The organism is Pyxidicoccus xibeiensis, assembly GCF_024198175.1.
Lineage (GTDB): Bacteria > Myxococcota > Myxococcia > Myxococcales > Myxococcaceae > Myxococcus > Myxococcus xibeiensis.
In genome coordinates this window covers 79628-97310 of sequence record NZ_JAJVKV010000018.1, presented here as the reverse complement: position 1 = coordinate 97310, position 17683 = coordinate 79628, and the positions used below count along the sequence as shown (strand labels likewise).

At 70.5% G+C, this 17683-nt stretch carries 18 protein-coding genes; 4 read left to right on the top strand and 14 right to left on the bottom strand.

Going from position 1 to position 17683, the window contains the following annotated elements:
* Positions 1 to 12: 12 nt before the first annotated feature.
* On the bottom strand, positions 13 to 930 hold the full coding sequence (gene hslO / locus LXT23_RS43580; RefSeq protein WP_253986421.1) for an Hsp33 family molecular chaperone HslO: 918 nt from the start codon (positions 928 to 930) through the stop codon (positions 13 to 15).
* Between the two features lie 259 nt (positions 931 to 1189).
* Between hslO and LXT23_RS43575 the strand changes: the two genes are divergently transcribed.
* On the top strand, positions 1190 to 1873 hold the full coding sequence (locus LXT23_RS43575; RefSeq protein ID WP_253986420.1) for a succinate dehydrogenase: 684 nt from the start codon (positions 1190 to 1192) through the stop codon (positions 1871 to 1873).
* Between the two features lie 131 nt (positions 1874 to 2004).
* Here LXT23_RS43575 and LXT23_RS43570 read toward each other — a convergent pair whose 3' ends face one another.
* Both LXT23_RS43570 and dacB read right to left on the bottom strand, forming a co-directional pair.
* Entirely contained in the window at positions 2005 to 2502 is a 498-nt protein-coding gene (locus LXT23_RS43570; RefSeq protein WP_253986419.1) for a single-stranded DNA-binding protein, read from the bottom strand.
* A gap of 199 nt (positions 2503 to 2701) precedes the next feature.
* Positions 2702 to 4972: a D-alanyl-D-alanine carboxypeptidase/D-alanyl-D-alanine endopeptidase gene (gene dacB / locus LXT23_RS43565; RefSeq protein WP_253986418.1), complete on the bottom strand. Its 2271-nt coding sequence runs from the start codon at positions 4970 to 4972 to the stop codon at positions 2702 to 2704.
* Between the two features lie 379 nt (positions 4973 to 5351).
* Here dacB and dtd point away from each other — a divergent pair, with 379 nt between their 5' ends.
* A complete protein-coding gene (gene dtd / locus LXT23_RS43560; RefSeq protein ID WP_253986417.1) occupies positions 5352 to 5816 on the top strand; it encodes a D-aminoacyl-tRNA deacylase in 465 nt (154 codons plus the stop codon).
* Here dtd and LXT23_RS43555 read toward each other — a convergent pair.
* Together LXT23_RS43555 and LXT23_RS43550 are read right to left on the bottom strand one after the other, a co-directional pair.
* On the bottom strand, positions 5813 to 6658 hold the full coding sequence (locus LXT23_RS43555) for a hypothetical protein (protein ID WP_253986416.1): 846 nt from the start codon (positions 6656 to 6658) through the stop codon (positions 5813 to 5815). The genes dtd and LXT23_RS43555 overlap by 4 nt on opposite strands.
* 27 nt (positions 6659 to 6685) lie before the next feature.
* Positions 6686 to 7147 (bottom strand): PTS sugar transporter subunit IIA, encoded by a 462-nt coding sequence (locus LXT23_RS43550; protein WP_253986415.1) that lies wholly within the window; start codon positions 7145 to 7147, stop codon positions 6686 to 6688.
* Between the two features lie 233 nt (positions 7148 to 7380).
* Here LXT23_RS43550 and LXT23_RS43545 point away from each other — a divergent pair, with 233 nt between their 5' ends.
* The gene (locus tag LXT23_RS43545; protein ID WP_253986414.1) at positions 7381 to 8013 is read left to right on the top strand and encodes a hypothetical protein; all 633 of its coding nucleotides are present in this window, start codon (positions 7381 to 7383) and stop codon (positions 8011 to 8013) included.
* Positions 8014 to 8302: 289 nt separating this feature from the next.
* On the opposite strand, the gene hpf is transcribed toward LXT23_RS43545, so the two are convergent.
* The 9 genes from hpf to LXT23_RS43500 all read right to left on the bottom strand — a co-directional run bounded on the left by hpf (position 8303) and on the right by LXT23_RS43500 (position 16342).
* Positions 8303 to 8986 (bottom strand): ribosome hibernation-promoting factor, HPF/YfiA family, encoded by a 684-nt coding sequence (hpf, locus tag LXT23_RS43540; protein WP_253986413.1) that lies wholly within the window; start codon positions 8984 to 8986, stop codon positions 8303 to 8305.
* A 209-nt stretch (positions 8987 to 9195) separates the two neighbouring features.
* Positions 9196 to 10080 carry an SDR family oxidoreductase gene (locus LXT23_RS43535; RefSeq protein ID WP_253986412.1) on the bottom strand — a complete coding sequence of 295 codons (885 nt, stop codon included), beginning with the start codon at positions 10078 to 10080 and terminating at the stop codon, positions 9196 to 9198.
* Positions 10081 to 10210: 130 nt separating this feature from the next.
* Positions 10211 to 10993 (bottom strand): hypothetical protein, encoded by a 783-nt coding sequence (locus tag LXT23_RS43530; RefSeq protein ID WP_253986411.1) that lies wholly within the window; start codon positions 10991 to 10993, stop codon positions 10211 to 10213.
* A gap of 22 nt (positions 10994 to 11015) precedes the next feature.
* Entirely contained in the window at positions 11016 to 11630 is a 615-nt protein-coding gene (locus LXT23_RS43525; RefSeq protein ID WP_253986410.1) for a GNAT family N-acetyltransferase, read from the bottom strand.
* A 74-nt stretch (positions 11631 to 11704) separates the two neighbouring features.
* Complete coding sequence (rpoN, locus tag LXT23_RS43520; RefSeq protein ID WP_253986409.1) at positions 11705 to 13222, bottom strand: RNA polymerase factor sigma-54; 1518 nt, start codon at positions 13220 to 13222, stop codon at positions 11705 to 11707.
* A 247-nt stretch (positions 13223 to 13469) separates the two neighbouring features.
* Positions 13470 to 14210 carry an LPS export ABC transporter ATP-binding protein gene (gene lptB, locus LXT23_RS43515; RefSeq protein WP_253986408.1) on the bottom strand — a complete coding sequence of 247 codons (741 nt, stop codon included), beginning with the start codon at positions 14208 to 14210 and terminating at the stop codon, positions 13470 to 13472.
* Positions 14207 to 14839, bottom strand: coding sequence for an LptA/OstA family protein (locus tag LXT23_RS43510; RefSeq protein WP_253986407.1), 633 nt, complete (start codon positions 14837 to 14839; stop codon positions 14207 to 14209). Before LXT23_RS43510 ends, lptB begins: the two co-directional genes overlap by 4 nt.
* Entirely contained in the window at positions 14836 to 15375 is a 540-nt protein-coding gene (gene lptC, locus LXT23_RS43505) for an LPS export ABC transporter periplasmic protein LptC (RefSeq protein ID WP_253986406.1), read from the bottom strand. Before lptC ends, LXT23_RS43510 begins: the two co-directional genes overlap by 4 nt.
* Positions 15376 to 15388: 13 nt before the next feature.
* On the bottom strand, positions 15389 to 16342 hold the full coding sequence (locus LXT23_RS43500) for a lysophospholipid acyltransferase family protein (protein ID WP_253986405.1): 954 nt from the start codon (positions 16340 to 16342) through the stop codon (positions 15389 to 15391).
* 17 nt (positions 16343 to 16359) lie between these two features.
* Between LXT23_RS43500 and astB the strand changes: the two genes are divergently transcribed.
* Positions 16360 to 17682 (top strand): N-succinylarginine dihydrolase, encoded by a 1323-nt coding sequence (astB, locus tag LXT23_RS43495; protein ID WP_253986404.1) that lies wholly within the window; start codon positions 16360 to 16362, stop codon positions 17680 to 17682.
* The last annotated feature ends 1 nt before the right edge of the window (position 17683 follow it).

Sequence of the window (17683 nt, the reverse complement as noted above, 5' to 3'; positions counted from 1 at the left end):
GCCCCTCCCAAGTCAAATCGCGCCGCGCTCCAGCATCGTCCTAATTTCCTCTCCTGGAATGACGTAGCGCGTCGTACAGAACTGGCACGTGGCCTCTGCCTGGCCTTCCTTCTCCAGCAGGTCCGTGAGCTCCTCGCGTCCCATGGCCAGCAGCGCGCGCAGCACACGGTCCTTGCTGCACGAACAACCGAAGCGCAGGGGGTAGCGCGACATCACCTCGAAGTCGGCCTCGGGCAGCAGCGCGCGCAGCACCGCCGTCGCTCCGGCCGCCGCGTGCGACTGGAGCACGATGGGAAGCTGCTCGCGCAGCCGGGCGCCGAGCGCCTTGAAGGCCTCCATGTCCCCGTCCGGCAGCGGCTGGACGAGCAGGCCGGCGACGAGGCCCAGGTACTCGCCCGGAGGCGAGCCCGCGGTCTCCTCGGCGGCACCGTCGCCCGGGGCGGGCAGCTGCGCCAGCATGACGTGTGAGGGGAGCTGGTCGGACTGGTGGAAGTAGCGCTCCAGGTCCGCGGCCAGGTCGAAGTGCTGCAGCTCCACGGCGGAGCGGTAGTACTCGCCGCCGCCCATGTCGCGCAGCACGGACAAGAAGCCCTTGTTCCCCAGCACGGGACGCCAGTGGTACCGGCCCTCCCCGCCCACGTACTCGACGTGCAGGTTCTTCACGTACCCCCGGACGAGGCCGGAGGCGTCCCCGTCCACGAAGAGGCCGCGCAGGGGGCCGTCGCACTCCACCTGGAGGTTGATGCGCGCATCGTGCTTCTGGAGGGCGCCCATGAGGGCGGCGGCGGTGAGGGCCTGGGACAGGAGGGCGGCGGCGGCGGGGGCCGCACCGTGGGTGGCGCGTGCCTGACGGGACAGCTCCGTGGTGGTGGCCAGCACCACGCGCAGGTCCGTCTGCTTCAGCAATCCACTGACAATCTCATCGGGCATAGGGGTGCGATTAGCGTGCACGAGCCCGCTTTGCCCGCCAACGGCAGAAGGCGGGCGCCCCGCCGCCCGCCGGGGAGGCAGCAGTGGGGGGCGGGGTGACGCATAAGGACTGCCTTATGCCTCCGTGTGGGACTCCTGCCATCCGGGGGTGCGGAAGAAATCCAGCCTCCTGGCCGGAACGGCTATAAACCGCCGTCCGACTGTCACCCGACCTTGACGTGGACGCGGTACCCGCCCGCGCGCCGTCGCTGGAGACCCGATGAGCAGCCAAGCCGCCGCAGCCGCCGTTCCGACGAAGACTCCGCTCCTCAAGTCCCGCCTGGGCTCGTTCCTCGCGGTGGTGCCCCTGTCCCTCTGGGTCGTCAACCACCTGTGGGACAACCTCTCCGCCTTCAACGGCGCGGCGGCGTGGGAAGCCTCGGTGACGAGCTACTCCAACCCGTTCGCCCAGGCCTTCACCTTCATCATCGTCCTGCTGCCGCTGCTGCTGCACACCGGCTGGGGCCTGATTCGCCTGTTCAACTTCCGGCCCAACAACGTCCGGTACAACAACTACGGCAACTTCAAGTACATCATCCAGCGCCTGAGCGCGGTGGGCGTCCTGTTCTTCCTCGGCGCCCACATCTGGCTGGCCTTCCTCCACCCGCGGCTGGTGGAGGGGCACCCGGAGCCCTTCTCCGACATCGCCCGGGAGATGCACCACCACATGCCCACGCTCATCGTCTACCTGCTGGGCACGCTGGGCACCTCGTACCACCTGGCCAACGGCCTCCAGGGCTTCGCCATGTACTGGGGCCTGCTCGCCAGCGAGCGCTCCATGCGCCGCTTCGAGCCGGTCGTCATCATCATCTTCCTCGTCCTCACGGCGATGAGCTGGGGCGTCATCTACGCCCTCTACACCGCGGGCGCCGCCTTCAGCCCCACGGGCGCCTCGCCTCCGTGACGCGGGGGCCGTGGCGGCACGCCCCGCGTGCCGCTGGAAGCACAGTGCGCTGAAAAAGAAACCGGCCGCTCCCGAGTCCTTCCGGGAGCGGCCGCTTCATTTCCAGCTGCTTCGAACTGCTGGGACGGGCTTCAGAACGGGATGTCGTCGTCACCACCGGCGTGTCCACCACCCATGTTGCTGTCATCCATGGGGGGCGGCTGGCCGTAGTCGGTGTCCGCGCCGTTGCCACGCTGCGGGGACGACTGCCGGCGACCACCACCGCCGCCGCCCGCGCTCATGCCCTCACCGGCGTCACGACCACCGAGGAACGTCACGGCGTTGGCCACGACCTCGGTGGTGTAGTTCTTCCGGTTCTCCTTGTCCGTCCACTCGCGCGTCTGCAGGCGGCCTTCGACGTAGCACTGCCGTCCCTTCTTCAGGTACTCGCCGCAGAGCTCCGCGAGCTTTCCCCAGACGACGATGCGGTGCCACTCGGTGCGCTCCTGCTTCTGGCCATTCTTGTCGGTCCAGCTCTCGCTGGTGGCAATCCGGAAGTTCGCCACCGCCTGACCGCCCGGGGTGAAGCGAACCTCGGGGTCCGCCCCCAGGTTGCCGATGAGAATGACCTTGTTCACGCCTCCAGCCATGACCGCTCCTATAGCTGGCCCACCACGGGCCAGCAGCACCCTGCCCGGGACACTCCTGGCAGGTTGGTTCCACCTATAGCAGTCCACACCGACATCGGACCAAACGCGAGAAATGTTCCCGGCGGCCCGGACGCACGGCTGCTCTCCGGGCAGGGAGGCGTCCTGCCCGGGGTGGAGACCGGAAGGTGGGAGCAGCGCCCTACCCGCCGGGACGCGTCTCGGCGGTGCGGGCCTCCGGCGGTGTGCCGGCGCGCGGCGGCACGGGCGCGTTGCCGGCGGGGGCCACCACCTGCACGGGGGTGCCCGCGTCGCCCGGCTTCGGCGCCTTGGCCTCGGCCACCTTCTGCGACAGCGTGGAGTCCAGCCCCTTGGCGAAGGCGGCGAGCTGCGGGTCCGTGGCGCCCAGCGTGCGGCGCAGCGACTTCCAGAAGGGGTGGTCCGCCTGGCCCGCCTGCACCAGCGCCCGGGCCAGCAGCGTGGTGGAGGCATCGCGGTCCCCGGCGCTCGCGGCACGCAGCGCCACCACCAGCTCCTCGGGCGCGGTGCGCGCCACCTCGCCCAGGGCCTCGGACAGCTCCTTCTGCGACTGCGCATCCGTCCCGGCGACGCCGGCCAGCTCCAGCACCCGGGCCAGCGCCTCGGAGTTACCACCCGCGGCCAGCTCCACCATGCTGCTGACGCCCGGCACCTCCACGGAGAGCACCCGCGCCACTTCCCTCAGCCGGCCGTACACCTCGCCGGTGGCCGCGTAGCTGTCCAGCAGCGTGCGCGCGCCCAGGTAGTCATGCGGGTTGGACTGGTAGAGGCTCTCCGCCAGCACCGCGCGGACGGCCGGGTCCCTCTCGCTGCGCCACGCGGTGCGCAGGAAGCCGATGTTGCGTTGGTCCCGCTGCTTGCCCAGGTCCAGGTACGTCTTGATGCGCGCGGCCACGTCGTTGATGGCGCTGGCGGGGCGGCTGCTGTCGGCCAGCGCGGCCACCGCGTTGGAGGGCCCCAGGCTGGAGCCGGTGGCGGCCACCGCCGCGCCCAGCGCGTCCAGGCCTGCGACGATGGGGCCGGCGCGGCCCGCGAAGTCGTTGGCCATGATGGAGAAGGTGAAGCGCTCGCCGCCCGCGCTCGTCACGTAGCCGCTGAGCGCGGACACGCTCTCCAGGGTGCCCGTCTTCGCGCGCAGCTTGCCCACCGCGTCGCTGCCCTCGAAGCGGTACTTGAGCGTGCCGTCCTTGCCGGCGATGGGCACGGACGACAGGTACTCGGGGGCGAAGGGGACGCGCTCCACCATGTGGCGCAAGAGCCGGTTGAGCTGCGACGCGGAGAAGCGGTTGGCGTCGTTGAGGCCGCTGCCATTCTTCATCACGTAGGTGCCGCGGGGGATGCCCACGTCACGCTCCAGGAACTGCTCCACCACCTCCACGCCCTTGGTGAAGGAGCCCGGCGCGCCCTTGAGTTCGGCGCCCATCGTCTTGAGCAGCTGCTCGGCGACGAAGTTGCTGGAGAGCTTGTTGAGGCGCTTGAGGAGCACGTCGAACGTCTCGGACTGCGCCACGTACAGCATCTTGGCCTTGGACGGCGTCAGGCCCACCTTCACGCGGCCCTTCATCTTCACGCCGCGGGTGGCCAGCAGCTGCTTGAGCGTCTGACCGAAGTACATGGGCGGGTTGTCGATCTTCTTCCACACGCTGACGGCGCCGCCGCGCTCCTCGGGCACCTGGCCGCGCACGACAATCTTCTGCTGCGAGCCCGCCGGGTCCGACGTCACCGACACGCGGCGCGCGCGGCGCGAGCCGGTGGTGAGCTGGTTCTCCACGATGAAGTAGTCGCTGGGCGGCTCCATCTCCACCGTGCCCTTGGCGCCCGGGCCACTGCCCGCGCGCAGGTAGATGGCCACCGCGTTCCAGTTGAGGCTGAGCGCGCCGGTGGGCGCCATGTAGGCCCGGTCCGAGTCCTCCTGGTCATAGCCGGGCGGCGTGCGCTCGGCGTCGAACCAGGAGTCGTCCACGACGATTTCGCCCACCTCGCGGACACCGACGTGCCACAGCTCGGAGACGACGCCCCACAGGCGCTCCGTCGTCAGGGATGGATCGCCCTTGCCGCGCACGTACAGCGTCTTCACCTTGCCGTCCGAGCCCAGCTCCGGGTCCACCAGGAACTCGGTGTCGTAGCGGAACTCGGGCCCGAGCGTCGCCAGCGCGGCGGCCGACGTCACCAGCTTCACGTTGGAGGCCGGGTTGAGCAGCTCGTCTGCGTTGTGACTGAACACGACAGTGCCGTCATCCAGGCTCTGCATGTGCACGCCCACGCGGCTCGCCTTCAACGGCGAGCGCTGGAGCACCTCCATCAGTGCCGCCTTCAGCGCCTCACGGTCCGCGCGCTTCTCGGCCGATGGAGGCGCCGACAGCGCGGCGCTCGGGAGTGTCAGGAAAAGAATGGACGCTGCGGCCAAGAAGGGGCTGGCTCGATGGACCTGCACACTCGCTCCGGGGAAGTCGCGGGCCATTATGGGGAGGGCGGCGAAAGGCCGGCAAGGGAGAGAGGCAGCCGGAGTCCACGGTTGGGCGCTTACCCTTCCACCAGGCGGCAAGCGGATGCCTGGCGTGTGGACTTCTTTTCACTGCGACCCCGCTCAGCCTCCAGGACTCCACGGGCGTAGCATCGCCGCTGTCCCTGACATCCCCTGTGAAGGTTCCGCGCCAAAGGAGGCCTCTGTCCTACTCGTGGGGGGCCAGGGGGCATAGGGCTACCGTGTTGCTGGAGCCACCCGCGGCCCTGGACCGGTGCCACGGGGAGCGGTAACGGAAGGCCCGGGCGCCCCGAAGCCGGAGCGCCCGCCCCTGGAGGAGGACACGTCGATGCGAGCGGTGGTGCAGCGGGTGCTGGAGGCGTCGGTGACGGTGGAGGGCCAGCGGGTGAGCGAAATCGGCCCGGGCCTGCTCGTGCTGCTGGGCGTGGGCCGGGGGGACACCGAGGCGGACGTGGCGTGGATGGTGGAGAAGCTCGCCACCCTGCGCATCTTCGAGGACGCCGCGGGGAAGATGAACCTGTCCCTGGAGGACACCTCGAAGCAGCTCATCGTCGTCAGCCAGTTCACCCTCTACGGCAACGCGCAGAAGGGCCGGCGGCCCAGCTTCATCGACGCCATGGAGCCGGTGGGCGCGAAGGCCCTCTACGAGCGCGCGTGCGAGCTGCTGCGCCAGCGGGGCCTCACGGTGGGCACCGGCATCTTCGCCGCGGACATGAAGGTGGCGCTCGTCAACGACGGGCCCGTCACCATCCTCCTCGACAGCCCGGGCCCCGCCGCGCCCCGGCCCGCCTAGATTCGGACGCCGGAGCCCTTCGTCACCAGCGCCGCCAGCCCCTGCTTCGCCAGGGCGGCGCCGCGCACGTGGGCGGTGAGCGCGCCCAGCTCGCGAATCCAGTTCGCCGCGCGGGGCCCCAGGCCGGAGAAGGCCACCGTGAGCGGCGGCGGCTGGGCCACCTTCCCCATCCAGTAGCCGAGCACCTCGTCCTTCTCCGGCAGCGAGGGCAGCTTCAGCCGTGCCTGCTCGCGCACCAGCAGCCGCTCCAGCTTGCGCGGCAGGTTCACCTGCCAGTGCGCCACCGCGCGCGCCGGACGCCAGGCCCAGTCCGCGAAGGCGAAGCGCTCGTGGGGGAAGTACTCGCCCCGGCCCTGGGTGGTGAAGACGCGGTCGGGGGGGAACTCCGGAAAGGGGTCCCACTGCCCCGCCAGCAGGGAGGCCATCCCCATGTCCGCCATGGGCCGGAAGCGGAAGCCGTCGCGGACCTCGCGCGAGCCGCGCGCGTCCCAGTACGGATAGCCCGGCTCCTCCAGCATCAGCGCCAGGTGCAGCGCCTCGTCCCAGCCGTCGGCGTAGCCCGCCTGGTCCTGGCTGGACTCCCAGCCCGCGGGGCCCTCGCGCCAGAGCTGGAAGACGAGCCGGTCCACCAGGTCCGACCAGGGCTCCGCGTCCACCGAGCCCAGCCCGCCCGGCACCGCCGTGGCCAGCATCCGCTCGCAGAGCATGCGCGCCTGCCCGTCCCCCAGCGTCTCCAGCAGGGACTCCAGCGCCCGCGACGCATCCATCATGGACTGGCCGAGGAAGGGCAACACCTGCTCGTGGAAGAACCGATCGTTGATCGGCCTCAGGACGACGTCCATGGTGCTCCCCCCGGAGCCGATAGCCGCTCAGGGCCGTGCGTCTTCCTGCACGATGAGGGCGTGGATGTCCGCGGCCGTGGGCGCCTCGAGGATGGCGGCCCGGAAGCGCGGGTTCTTGAAGAGCCGGGAGATGCGGGCCAGGGCCTTGAGGTGCACGCCCGCGCTGTTCTCCGGCGCCACCAGCGCGAAGAACAGGTGGGTGGGCCGGCCGTCGATGGCCTCGAAGTCCACGCCCGTCTTCGACACGCCGAAGGCGGCCTGGAGCTGCGCCATGCCCGGCAGCTTGCCGTGGGGAATGGCCACGCCCTCGCCGATGCCGGTGCTCCCCAGCTTCTCGCGCTCGCGCAGCACCTCCACCAGCCGGTCCGCCGGCAGCAGCGGGTGGGCCCGGACCAGCGTGGCGCTCAGCTCGCGCAACACCTCCGGCTTCGTCCGCGACTGCATGTCGGCGATGACGGCTTGGGGGCTGAGGAACTCGGCGATTCTCACTGACGCTCCCGCGCTGGCGCTCCGTAGGAGCGGCAATTACTCCTCACCCTCGTTTAGCGCAAGGGTCGCCTGTCCTGCCGCGACCGCTCGCGCTCACTGCGCATCATGGCGGAGGAGGGACGGAGCCGCCACACGTCGCGTCGTCCCCCCATACCCGGGGGCGATATGCGCTTCACGGGCTGGCGTTTTTCCCCTCGAGTCCGCCAGTCAATCGCGGACCTGGAGGACTTCCCATGAAGCGCTTCTTCCTGTCGACTGTCGCCGTCGTCTCCGTCATGGGCACGGGCTGCGCGGCCACCTCGGGTGCCCACGCCTCCTCGGGCGGCGTGCGCCTCGGCGACGCCTCCGAGGAGCCCCTTCGCCTGGAGGGCACGGCCATCACCGGCCCCACCTCTTCGCTCGTCATCGCCGGGGACGGCATGCGCGGCCGCTATCTCACCCGGCACGTCTCGCTCCAGTGGAACTACCAGGAGCTGACCGGCTCGGTGGGCGAGGTGGCCACGCGCCTGCAGCTCGCCGAGGGAGACGACACCCGCGTCTGGGGCAGCTTCGCCGGTGTGCCGGTGGACCTCACCGAGGACGGGACGTGGCTGCAGGGCCGGGTGGGCGCGTGTGCCTACGCCTTGAAGCGCGACGGGGACGCGCTCAAGGGCATGCGCGAGTGCGCCAACAAGCTGGAGCGGGGCATCGAGGTGTCCTTCCCCCAGGCGCTCGCGGAGCGCCCCGTGGGCGAGCGGGCGGCGCTGATGACGCTGATGCTCGTCAACACCCGGCCGCCGGAGTCGGCGCCGCACATGGCCATCCCGAACAAGGGCGGCGCCGAGCGCCTCACGCGCTTCAGCGACTGCCGCCACGCGAGCTTCTGAGCGCTTCGCGAGCCCGCGGGCGATATGCGCTCCGGCGGCGCGCGTTCCCCCGGATGGATGGTCCCGCCAGGGGATTGGCGGGAGGGGACTCCGGCCCAGGGGGAAGACACCCCGGGCACCGGCGGCCATCCGCAGAAGCACCGCGCTCCAGCCACACACCGGGCTGGGGCGGGCGCGCTCCGCCGCCTTGAGGGGGGTGGCGGGGCGCGCCGCTTTTTTTCCACCGTCGCGCGGCCCGGCCTACCGGGACGCTCAGGTTCCGCCAAAGCGGCCCGGCTGCACGGGCCGCTCAGGTTCCGGTGGCCGCCGTGACTGGCGCGGGGGCGTGCGGCTCGATGAGGCCGTACTGGCCATCCTTGCGCCGGTAGACGATGCACAGCGCATCCGACTCCACGTTGTGGAAGACGTAGAAGTCGTTGTTCATCAGGTTCATCTGCATCACCGCGTCGTCCACCGAGAGCGGCTTGACGGCGAGGTGGGTGGCGCGGACCACGCGCGCGGCATTGGGCACCGCCGCGGGCTGCACCGGCGTCACGGAGGCGGGCTTCGGCTCGGGCACCGCGCTGACGGCCGGGGCCTCGCTCGCGGCGGCCAGCCCGTCCACGTCCGGCGGCATCTCGAACACCGCGTGGCGGACCTTGTGCTGGTTCACCAGGTCCTGCCGGTGGTGGACGCGCTCCTTGCCGTGGTGCGTCTTCAGCTTGTCGCGGTAGCGGCGCAGCTGCCGCTCGATCTTGTCCATCGCCAGGTCGATGGACGCGTACATGTCATCGCTCTTCTCCCTCCCCCGGAGCACCCAGGCCCCGGAGTGGATGGTGATGTCCGCATGATGGAGGTGGCGTTCCAGTGACAGGACCACGTGGGCTTCGCCGGCTCGGTCCAGCAACCGGTTCACCCGTTCGACCTTCTCGCGTGCGTATTCTTTGAGGGAATCGGACGCCCCAAACTGCCGGAAGGTGATGTTGAACTGCATGCGTGGCTGCCTCCTAGGGTGAGAGGGGAGCTCCGTGACAGATCAGAAACGCTCTGCCCCCGGGAAAGCAACCCGCCCCCCCAGGTTGCCTGTTCCCGGACGCACCACCCGTCCGAGGGCGGACATCCGCCAGGCACCTGGCGTCGCTGGCACCGGAACCCTTCAGGGACGGTGCCAGCGAGCATGCTAGAATCACGCGCCGCGTCAGCTCAGGCGAGCACCCCGCCGCCGGTGACGCCCAGAATCTCCGCGTTGACGAAGCGCGACTCGTCGCAGGCGAGGAACACGTAGGACGGCGCCAGCTCGGCGGGCTGTGCGGGGCGGCCGACGGGGTTGTCCTTGCCGAACGTGGCGACCTTGTCTGCCTTGAAGGACTGGGGGATGAGCGGCGTCCACACGGGGCCGGGCGCCACGGCGTTGACGCGGATGCCGCGCTCGATGAGCTGCTGAGCCAGGCCCTTGGTGAAGGTGACGATGGCGCCCTTGGTGGTGGCGTAGTCGAGGATGCCGGCCGAGGGCTGGTAGGCCTGGATGGAGGCGGTGTTGATGATGGTGGCGCCCGCCTTCATGTGCGGCAGCGCGTAGCGCACCAGGTGGAACATCGCGAGGATGTTGGTGCGGAAGGTGCGCTCGATGCGCTCGGCGTCCAGCTCCTCGAACTTCTCCACCACCTTGCCCTGGTAGGCCGCATTGTTGACGAGGATGTCGATGCGCCCGAAGCGCTTCACCGTGTCCTCGACCAGCTTGCGGCAGTGGGCCTCCACCGAGAGGTCCCCGGGCAAAAGCAGCGCCTGGCGCCCCGCGTCCTCCACGAAGCGCTTCACGTGGTTGGCGTCGTCGGCCTCGCTGAGGAAGGAGACGGCCACATCCGCGCCCTCACGCGCGAAGGCCAGGCACACCGCGCGGCCGATGCCGCTGTCCCCGCCGGTGACGAGCGCCACCCGGTCCTTCAGCCGCCCGAAGCCCTTGTAGGACTGCTCGCCGTAGTCGGGCTCCGGCTCCATCCGGCCTTCATGGCCGGGAGACGGCTGCGACTGCTCGGGGAACGGAGGCTTCGGGCCTGCGGTACGGGGGTCGGGGTTCTTCTGCGCCATCGTGGGGCTCCTGCAAGGAAGGAAGGTTCCCACCACGGTGGGAGTGCTCCCCTGCCCCGGCAATTGGCGCCTCCGACACCGGCCCCGCCGCTGCCCCGCACGCCCTCCCACCGGGGGCGCTGGCGCCCGGCTACTGGATGGTGACGACCTGTTCCTCGGAGTGGAACAGCGAGCCCTCACACGTGGACACGCCGGTGCACTCCAGCACGGTGCCCGCCGCGCTCCCGCTGAGCGTCAGCAGGTGGTTGGCCACCGGCGTGTTGGCGGGCACGGTGAAGGTGACGCGCCCGCCCTCCTGCGTGGTGGGCACGGTGGCCGAGGCGGTGCCGCCCTCGCGCAGGAGGGTGGCGGAGATGAGGCCGGGAGTCTCCACGGCCGGCTGCCAGAGGTACGAGTACGTCTGGCCACGGCTGAGCCGGTCCGCCGCGCCCTCTCCCTCGAAGGAGAAGGTGCGCTTGGCCTTGCCCGCCTGGACGACGAGCGACACGGTGTGGCCGCCGTCCTGGAGGACGATGCGGGCGTCCTCCACGTCCTGCCGCGCCCAGACGTTGGGGTCGAAGTCGAGGAAGGCGCGGGTGGGCACGCACACGTCCCGGCCGGCGGTGCTGTCCAGCCCTCCGAGCTCCAGGCTCATCGGCTGGTCGTTGAAGGTGGCCGTGACGCCCTCGCGCAGGCGGGTGCAGCGGTCCTCCCCCGCCAGGGAGAACGTGACGGTGAAGCGGTGGGTGCCGGGAGCCTCCGGGCCCTCGAAGAAGTCCACGTCGTTGAGCGCGTAGGTGAGCGAGCGGTCCGCGAGCCCGGCGAGGTCCACGGTCTCCGTCTCGGTGGAGCCGCCGCACCCGGCCAGCGGGCCGAGCGCGACGAGGGCGCCCAGCAGGACGCCACGGCGGAAGAAGGAAGGAAGGGCGTGCATACGTGACGCCTCCTATACCCCACTACCTCGCGAGAAACCCCTCCAGGCGGGCCTTCACCTCGGGCCACTCGGTGTCGATGACGCTGTAGTACGCGCTGTCGCGCACGAAGCCGCCGCGCACCAGCATGTGGTGGCGGAGGATGCCCTCGAACTTCGCGCCCATCCGCTCCATGGCGGCACGCGAGCGCTCGTTGCGCTGGTCCGTCTTCAGCTGCACCCGCATCACCCCGAGCGTCTCGAAGGCGTGGCGCAACAGCAGGTACTTGCACTCGGTGTTGACGCGCGTGCGCCACGCGCGGCGGCCCAGCCACGTGTAGCCAATCTCCAGCGTGCGGTGCTCTCGCTGGATGTCCAGGTAGCGCGTGCTGCCCACCGGCGCGCCCGACTCGCGCTCCAGGATGACGAAGGGGCGCTCGGTGCCCTGCCCCGCCGCCGTCAGCGCCCGGCCGATGAACGCCTCCACGTCCGCCTGGGTGCGCAGGGCGCTGTGCATCCACGTGAAGATTTCGGGCTCGCACAGCGCCGCCAGCGCGGGCGCGTGCTCCAGCCCCAGCGGCACCAGCCGGACGGCCTGCCCCTCCAGGACGACGGGAGGGACGACCAGGGGCACCAGTTCCCTGCGAGGAGAGTCGCTCATGGCGGCGCACTGTGCCCGTGCGCCGGCCCGCCGCAAAGCCACAGTCCCCGTCTCCGGGGACCGTCACAGCCGGCTCAGTAGTAGCGCTTGCGCTTGCTGCTGGGGAGGATGCCCAGCACCTCGCGGTACTTGGCCACCGTGCGGCGGGCAATCTCGGTGCCCTGCGCGCGCAGCAGCTCGACAATCTTCTGGTCCGAGTACGGGTTGCGCGGGTCTTCCTGCGACACGAGCTGCTTGATGTGGTGCTTCACCGCCTCGCTCGCCGTGTCCTCGCCGGAGACGCGGGCGATGGACGAGTTGAAGAAGTACTTCAGCTCGAAGATGCCCTGCGGGGTGTGCACGTACTTGCTGGTGGTGACGCGGCTCACCGTGGACTCGTGCATGCCGATGTCCTCGGCCACGTCGCGCAGGATGAGCGGCTTGAGGTGGGCGATGCCCTTGTCCAGGAAGTCCCGCTGGAACTTGATGATGCTCTCGGTGACTTTGTAGATGGTCCGCTGGCGCTGGTGGATGGAGCGGATGAGCCACATCGCGCTGCGCAGCTTGTCCTGGATGAAGTCCTTCGTCTGGCCGGGGCCCACCGCGCCCGTCTTCAGCGCGTTCCGGTAGGTGCCGGAGATGCGCAGCTTGGACAGGCCGTCGTCGTTGAGCACCACCGTGTAGTCGTCGCCCATCTTGTAGACGAAGACGTCGGGGGTGATGTACTGCGCGTCGTCGCCGCTGAAGTTGCGGCCCGGCTTCGGGTCCAGCTTGGGCAGCAGCTTCACCGCCTCCACCACCTCCTCCATGGGGACCTTCAGGTCCTTGGCGATGGCGGGCAGGTTCTTGGACTCCAGGTACTTCATGTGGCGCTTGATGATGAGGCCGAGCAGGGACGCGCCCTTCTCCTTCATCCCCTGGAGCTGGATGAGCAGGCACTCCTGCAAGTCGCGGGCGCCGCAGCCGCGGGGCTCGAGCGTCTGGATGCGGCGCAGGGTGCGCTCCGCCACGTGCATGGGCACGTCCGCCTCGTTGGCCAGGCGGATGAGCGGGTCGCCGTCGATGTCCGGCAGCTTGAGGTAGCCGTCGTCATCCAGGTTGCCGAGGATGAGCATCGCGACGCGGCGCTCGGCGTCGTTCAGGCGCAGCGTGCCCAGCTGCTCCTGGAGGTGGTCGACCAGGTCCTCCTTCTTCACCAGGTTGGCCTCGAACGACGGCAGGTCGTCCGTGGCCACGTTGCCCTTGTTGGAGGCGGTGGTCGGCTCGTTGAACTGGTAGCTGTTGAGGTACTGCTCCCAGTCGATTTCCGGCGGGCCCTCGCCGTCCGCCTTGAACTCCGGGGCGGTGTCGGCCGTGGCGGCCGGCATCTCCATGTCGCGAGGAACCTCGGCGTTGTCGGCCTCCAGCGAGGCCTCGCCCGGCTCCTTGTCACCTACATCACCCGGCGCCTGCTCGTCCGGCTGCTCCAGCAGGGGGTTCTGCTCCATCTCCTCGCGGACCTGCTCCAGCAGCTCCATTCGCGACAGCTGGAGCAGCTTGATGGCCTGCTGCAGCTGGGGGGTCATCACCAGCTGCTGCGCGAGCTTCAGGCTTTGTTTCAGTTCCATCGCCATGAGACGGGGCTCCCAGGTTGACTCAGTCCCTTATGAAATGGGACCACAATCAAAGACCGTGCCAACGTAGCAAGAGGCGCTGACTTCGTCTAGTGAGGGAAAGGTGGTACCTTGCTTGCATATCCAGAATTCCACAAGGATACCAACGACTTAACCGCACTCCGCGTGAGGCGCGGGTGTTCACAGGCCGACGCAAAAGCGAGGCCAACCCATACTAGTCACTCGGTTGGCCGGTGGCCAGTCGTGCTCAGAGCGCTTGTTGCAGGCGGAAGCGCTCTCCCAGGTAGACGGCGCGGGCCTTGGGAGAGGCGGCAATCTGGGCGGGGGTGCCCTCTTCGAGAATCTGCCCCTGTGCGATGATGTACGCGCGGTCGCAGATGCCGAGGGTGTCCTGGACGTTGTGGTCGGTGATGAGGACGCCCAGGCCGCGCTCGCGCAGCAGGAAGATCTGCCGCTGGAGGTCGCCCACGTTGATGGGGTCCACGCCGGCGAAGGGCTCGTCGAAGAGGATGAAGCGGGGCTGGGGGATGAGGCTGCGGGCAATCTCCGCGCGCCGGCGCTCGCCGCCGGAGAGCGTCTCGCCCAGGGACTCGGCGACGTGGGTGAGGCCGAACTCCTCCAGGAGCGCGTCGGCGCGCTGCTCGCGGGCGCGCTTGTCCAGGCCCTTCTGGAGCTCCAGCACGGACAGGAAGTTGTCGCGCACGGTGAGCTTGCGGAAGACGGACGCCTCCTGCGGGAGGTAGCCCACGCCCCTGCGGGCGCGGCGGTGCATGGGCAGGCGGGTGAGGTCCTCGTCGCCGATGCTGACGCGGCCCATGTCCGGCGTCACCAGGCCCACCACCATGTTGAAGCTGGTGGTCTTCCCGGCGCCGTTGGGGCCCAGCAGGCCCACGACCTCCCCTGGGGCGACGCTGAAGGACACGCCGCGCACCACCTTGCGGCGACGGAAGGTCTTCTCCAGGCCCTCGGCGGACAGCTTCGCGCTCACTTCGGGGTGCCTCCCTGGGCGGGTGCGGGCGGGGCCGCTGGGGTTGCCGGAGCCGCCGCGGGCGCCTGGGGCGAGCGGGCGGGGGTGCCCGCGCCCTTGCGCCGGGGCGGCGTGGGGGCCGACGCGGGGGATTCGAAGAGGATGACGGCGTTCTCCACCTCGAGCCTTTCACTTCCCAGGGTGAGGCGAACCTTCGTCCCCCTCATATAGGTGTTCCCCTGGCGGGCCTCCGGAGAGCCCGTGACGACGAGCACGCCGCTGGTGACGTCGTACTCGGCGCGCTCGCCGCGGGCCATGCGGTCCCCGTCCTCGGCCTGCACGCCGCCGGTGCACACCACGCGCGTCACCACGCGAGGCTGGGTGTAGTACGCAATCATCCGGTCGCAGCGAAGGTCCATGGTGCGGTGCTTCACCTTCACGTTGCCCGTCAGCGTCGCCTGGGTGCGCTCGCCCTCCACGCGGTCGGCGGAGATCTGCACCGGCTCCTTCAGGTTGACGGGCCCCAGCGGGTTCGGCGCGCGGGTGCCCGCGTCGGCGGCGGGGGGCGTGCCCGCATCGGTGGGGGCCGCGGCCGCGACGGCGGGCACGGGCTGGGCGACGAAGAAGGCCATCACGACGAACTCAATCACTCTGCCGCTCCCAGCACGGTCTCCACCGAGCCATCGAAGGTGTACGTCTCGTCCGGGAGCGACAGCTCGAAGCGGTCCGCGCGCATCCGATAGTCAGCTCCCGTCACCGTCACGCCCTCGTTTCCATTCGCCTGGCCGGTGTTGGCGTCGTACGTCAACCGGGGAGTGCGGGCCACCATGCCCTCCCCGGTGCGGATGACGACCCCACCTGACCCCACCAGCTGCTTGGACGCGAGACTTCCCTCCATATTCGGAGCGCTCACCTCCACGCCCCCCGAGCCGCCCCGGGCATCCTGGCCGGGGGGCACCTTCAGCGTGGCGTTGGTCCCCTGCACGTCCCCTCCCGCGCGCTGGTACGTCAGCCGCTCGGCGGTGCCGGACAGGGTGAGGCGCTCGCCCTCGTAGGACTCCAGGCGCGCGCCGTACAGCACCACCTGAGGGGGAGGCTCCTGCTCCTGCTGCCCCTCCGCGGCACGGCGCGGCGTGCAGGCGGCGAGGAGCATTGCGGCGAGGCTGGCGGCGGGCAGGCGTGACACGGGGGCTTCCTTATCACCGGGCAGCGGCGGGCGCCGCCTCTGGAAGTGGGGAGGGTCCGGCCGTGGGCGGACGTGTCTTCCACCGCTGGTGCATCCACACCCACTGCTCGGGCGTGCGGCGGATGGCGGCTTCGATTCGCGAGGACAGGGCCGCCGTCAGCGCCAGGGCCGCGGCCTCGCGGTCCCCCTCCTGGGGCACCGGCACCTCTTCCATGGAAAGGCGGTACCCCTCCCCCTCCCGGTGGCAGAAGCCCGTCACCACCGAGGCGCCGGTGCGGATGGCCAGGTCCGCCGCGGCGCGGGGCGTGGCGGCCAGCTCTCCGAAGAAGGGGACGAAGAGGGACTGCACCCGGGTGTCCTGGTCGATGAGGATTCCGAGGATTTCGCCGCTCCGCAGGGCGCGCAGCATGGCGCGCGCGGCGCCCTCCTGGCCGCGCCAGATGCTGCGCACGCCGCCCCGGGCCCGGAAGCGCCCCACCAGGTCCGTGAGGCGCGGGTCGGTGGTCTCCTTGGCGATGCTCTGGCTGGGGTAGCCCGCGCGCGCCACCCGCCGGGCGAGCAGCTCCCAGTTGCCCACATGCCCGGAGACGAAGACGACGCCCTTTCCGCGCGCCAGGGCCGTCTCCAGCACCCGGCGGTCCTCCTCCGGCCAGGCCACCAGGCGCTCCAGCCCCCGGTCCAGCGCGCCGGTGCAGGCGACCTCGAGCGCGGCGGCGCCCAGGTGGCGGAAGGCGGCCCGGGCCAGGGCCTGTCGCTCCAGGTCGGACTTTTCCGGAAAGGCCACCGCCAGGGACTTGAGGGCCTTGCGCCGCTCGCCGCCGGCGAGGGTGTAGGCCCACGTGCCCAGACGCGCGCCCAGGGCGCTCGCGAGCCCCAGGGGCAGGGGTTGAAGGAGCAACAGGACTCCGCGGATGAGCACGTAGCGGAGGAAACGTTTGAGGCGCTTTGCTAAGGGAGGTCGCTCCACGAGGCGTTCAATATCCCATGCGCGAATACAACTTCGACGGGCTCGTAGGCCCCACCCACAATTACGGCGGCCTCTCGCCCGGCAACCTGGCGTCGCAGAGCCACGTCGGGGAGCCGAGCCACCCCCGGGAGGCGGCGCTCCAGGGGCTGGAGAAGATGCGCTTCGTGTCCGGGCTGGGCGTGGGCCAGGCGGTGCTGCCGCCCCAGCCGCGCCCGTCCCTGCGGGCGCTGCGCGCGCTGGGCTTCACGGGCACGGACGAGGAAATCATCACCCGCGCGGCGCGCGAGGCGGAGCACCTGCTGCGGCTGACCTCCAGCGCCTCCGCCATGTGGACGGCGAACGCGGCCACGGTGGCGCCTGGCAAGGACTCGGCGGACGGCCGTGTCCACCTGACGCCGGCCAACCTGTCGCAGATGTACCACCGAGCGATTGAGGCGGAGACGACGCACGCGGTGCTGCGCTCCATCTTCGCGGACGAGCGGCACTTCACGGTGCACCCGCCGCTGCCCGGCAGCGGGCACTTCGCGGACGAGGGCGCGGCCAACCACACGCGGCTGGCCACTCCGGGTCACCCGGGCGTGCACCTGCTGGCCTGGGGGCGCAGTGCCTGGCAGGACGTGTCGGGCCCCAAGCGCTTCCCGGCGCGGCAGACGCTGGAGGCGAGCCAGGCGCTGGCGCGGCTGCACCGGTTGGACCCGAAGTCGGTGCTCTTCCCGCAGCAGCACCCGGACGGCATCGACGCGGGGGCGTTCCACACGGACGTGCTGGCGGTGGGCAACGAGCGCTTCCTGATGCTGCACGAGCTGGCCTTCGTGGACCACACGGGGCTCTTGCAGGTGCTGCGCGAGAAGCTGGGCCCGGACTTCCGCGCGGTGGTGGCCACCAGCGCCGAGCTGCCGCCGAGGGACGCGGTGAAGTCCTATCCGTTCAACTCGCAGGTGCTGACGCTGCCGGACGGCACCATGGCGATTGTCGCGCCGGTGGAGAGCCGGGAGATGCCCGCGGCGCGCCAGTTCCTGGAGCGCGTGGTGGCCGAGGACACGCCGGTGAAGGCGGTGCACTACCTGGACGTGCGCCAGTCGATGAACAACGGCGGCGGCCCGGCCTGCCTGCGCCAGCGGGTGTGGCTGACGGACGCGGAGCGCAAGGCGATTTCCGCGGACGTCTTCTACACGCCCGCGCTGCACGACTCGCTGGCCTCGTGGGTGCGGCGGCACTACCGCGAGGTGCTGCGCCCCAAGGACCTGCAGGACCCGCAGCTCGCCCGCGAGACGATGACCGCGCTGGACGAGCTCACGCGCCTCTTGCGGCTGGGCAACGTCTACGACTTCCAGCAGTGAG

Bases quoted from the DNA above. Each gene is read 5' to 3' on its own strand.
- LXT23_RS43530 (WP_253986411.1), bottom strand. From the start codon at position 10,993: ATGCACGCCCTTCCTTCCTTCTTCCGCCGTGGCGTCCTGCTGGGCGCC.
- LXT23_RS43555 (WP_253986416.1), bottom strand. From the start codon at position 6,658: ATGGACGTCGTCCTGAGGCCGATCAACGATCGGTTCTTCCACGAGCAG.
- hslO (WP_253986421.1), bottom strand. From the start codon at position 930: ATGCCCGATGAGATTGTCAGTGGATTGCTGAAGCAGACGGACCTGCGC.
- LXT23_RS43535 (WP_253986412.1), bottom strand. From the start codon at position 10,080: ATGGCGCAGAAGAACCCCGACCCCCGTACCGCAGGCCCGAAGCCTCCG.
- LXT23_RS43575 (WP_253986420.1), top strand. From the start codon at position 1,190: ATGAGCAGCCAAGCCGCCGCAGCCGCCGTTCCGACGAAGACTCCGCTC.
- astB (WP_253986404.1), top strand. From the start codon at position 16,360: ATGCGCGAATACAACTTCGACGGGCTCGTAGGCCCCACCCACAATTAC.
- rpoN (WP_253986409.1), bottom strand. From the start codon at position 13,222: ATGGCGATGGAACTGAAACAAAGCCTGAAGCTCGCGCAGCAGCTGGTG.
- hpf (WP_253986413.1), bottom strand. From the start codon at position 8,986: ATGCAGTTCAACATCACCTTCCGGCAGTTTGGGGCGTCCGATTCCCTC.
- dtd (WP_253986417.1), top strand. From the start codon at position 5,352: ATGCGAGCGGTGGTGCAGCGGGTGCTGGAGGCGTCGGTGACGGTGGAG.
- LXT23_RS43545 (WP_253986414.1), top strand. From the start codon at position 7,381: ATGAAGCGCTTCTTCCTGTCGACTGTCGCCGTCGTCTCCGTCATGGGC.
- LXT23_RS43570 (WP_253986419.1), bottom strand. From the start codon at position 2,502: ATGGCTGGAGGCGTGAACAAGGTCATTCTCATCGGCAACCTGGGGGCG.
- LXT23_RS43525 (WP_253986410.1), bottom strand. From the start codon at position 11,630: ATGAGCGACTCTCCTCGCAGGGAACTGGTGCCCCTGGTCGTCCCTCCC.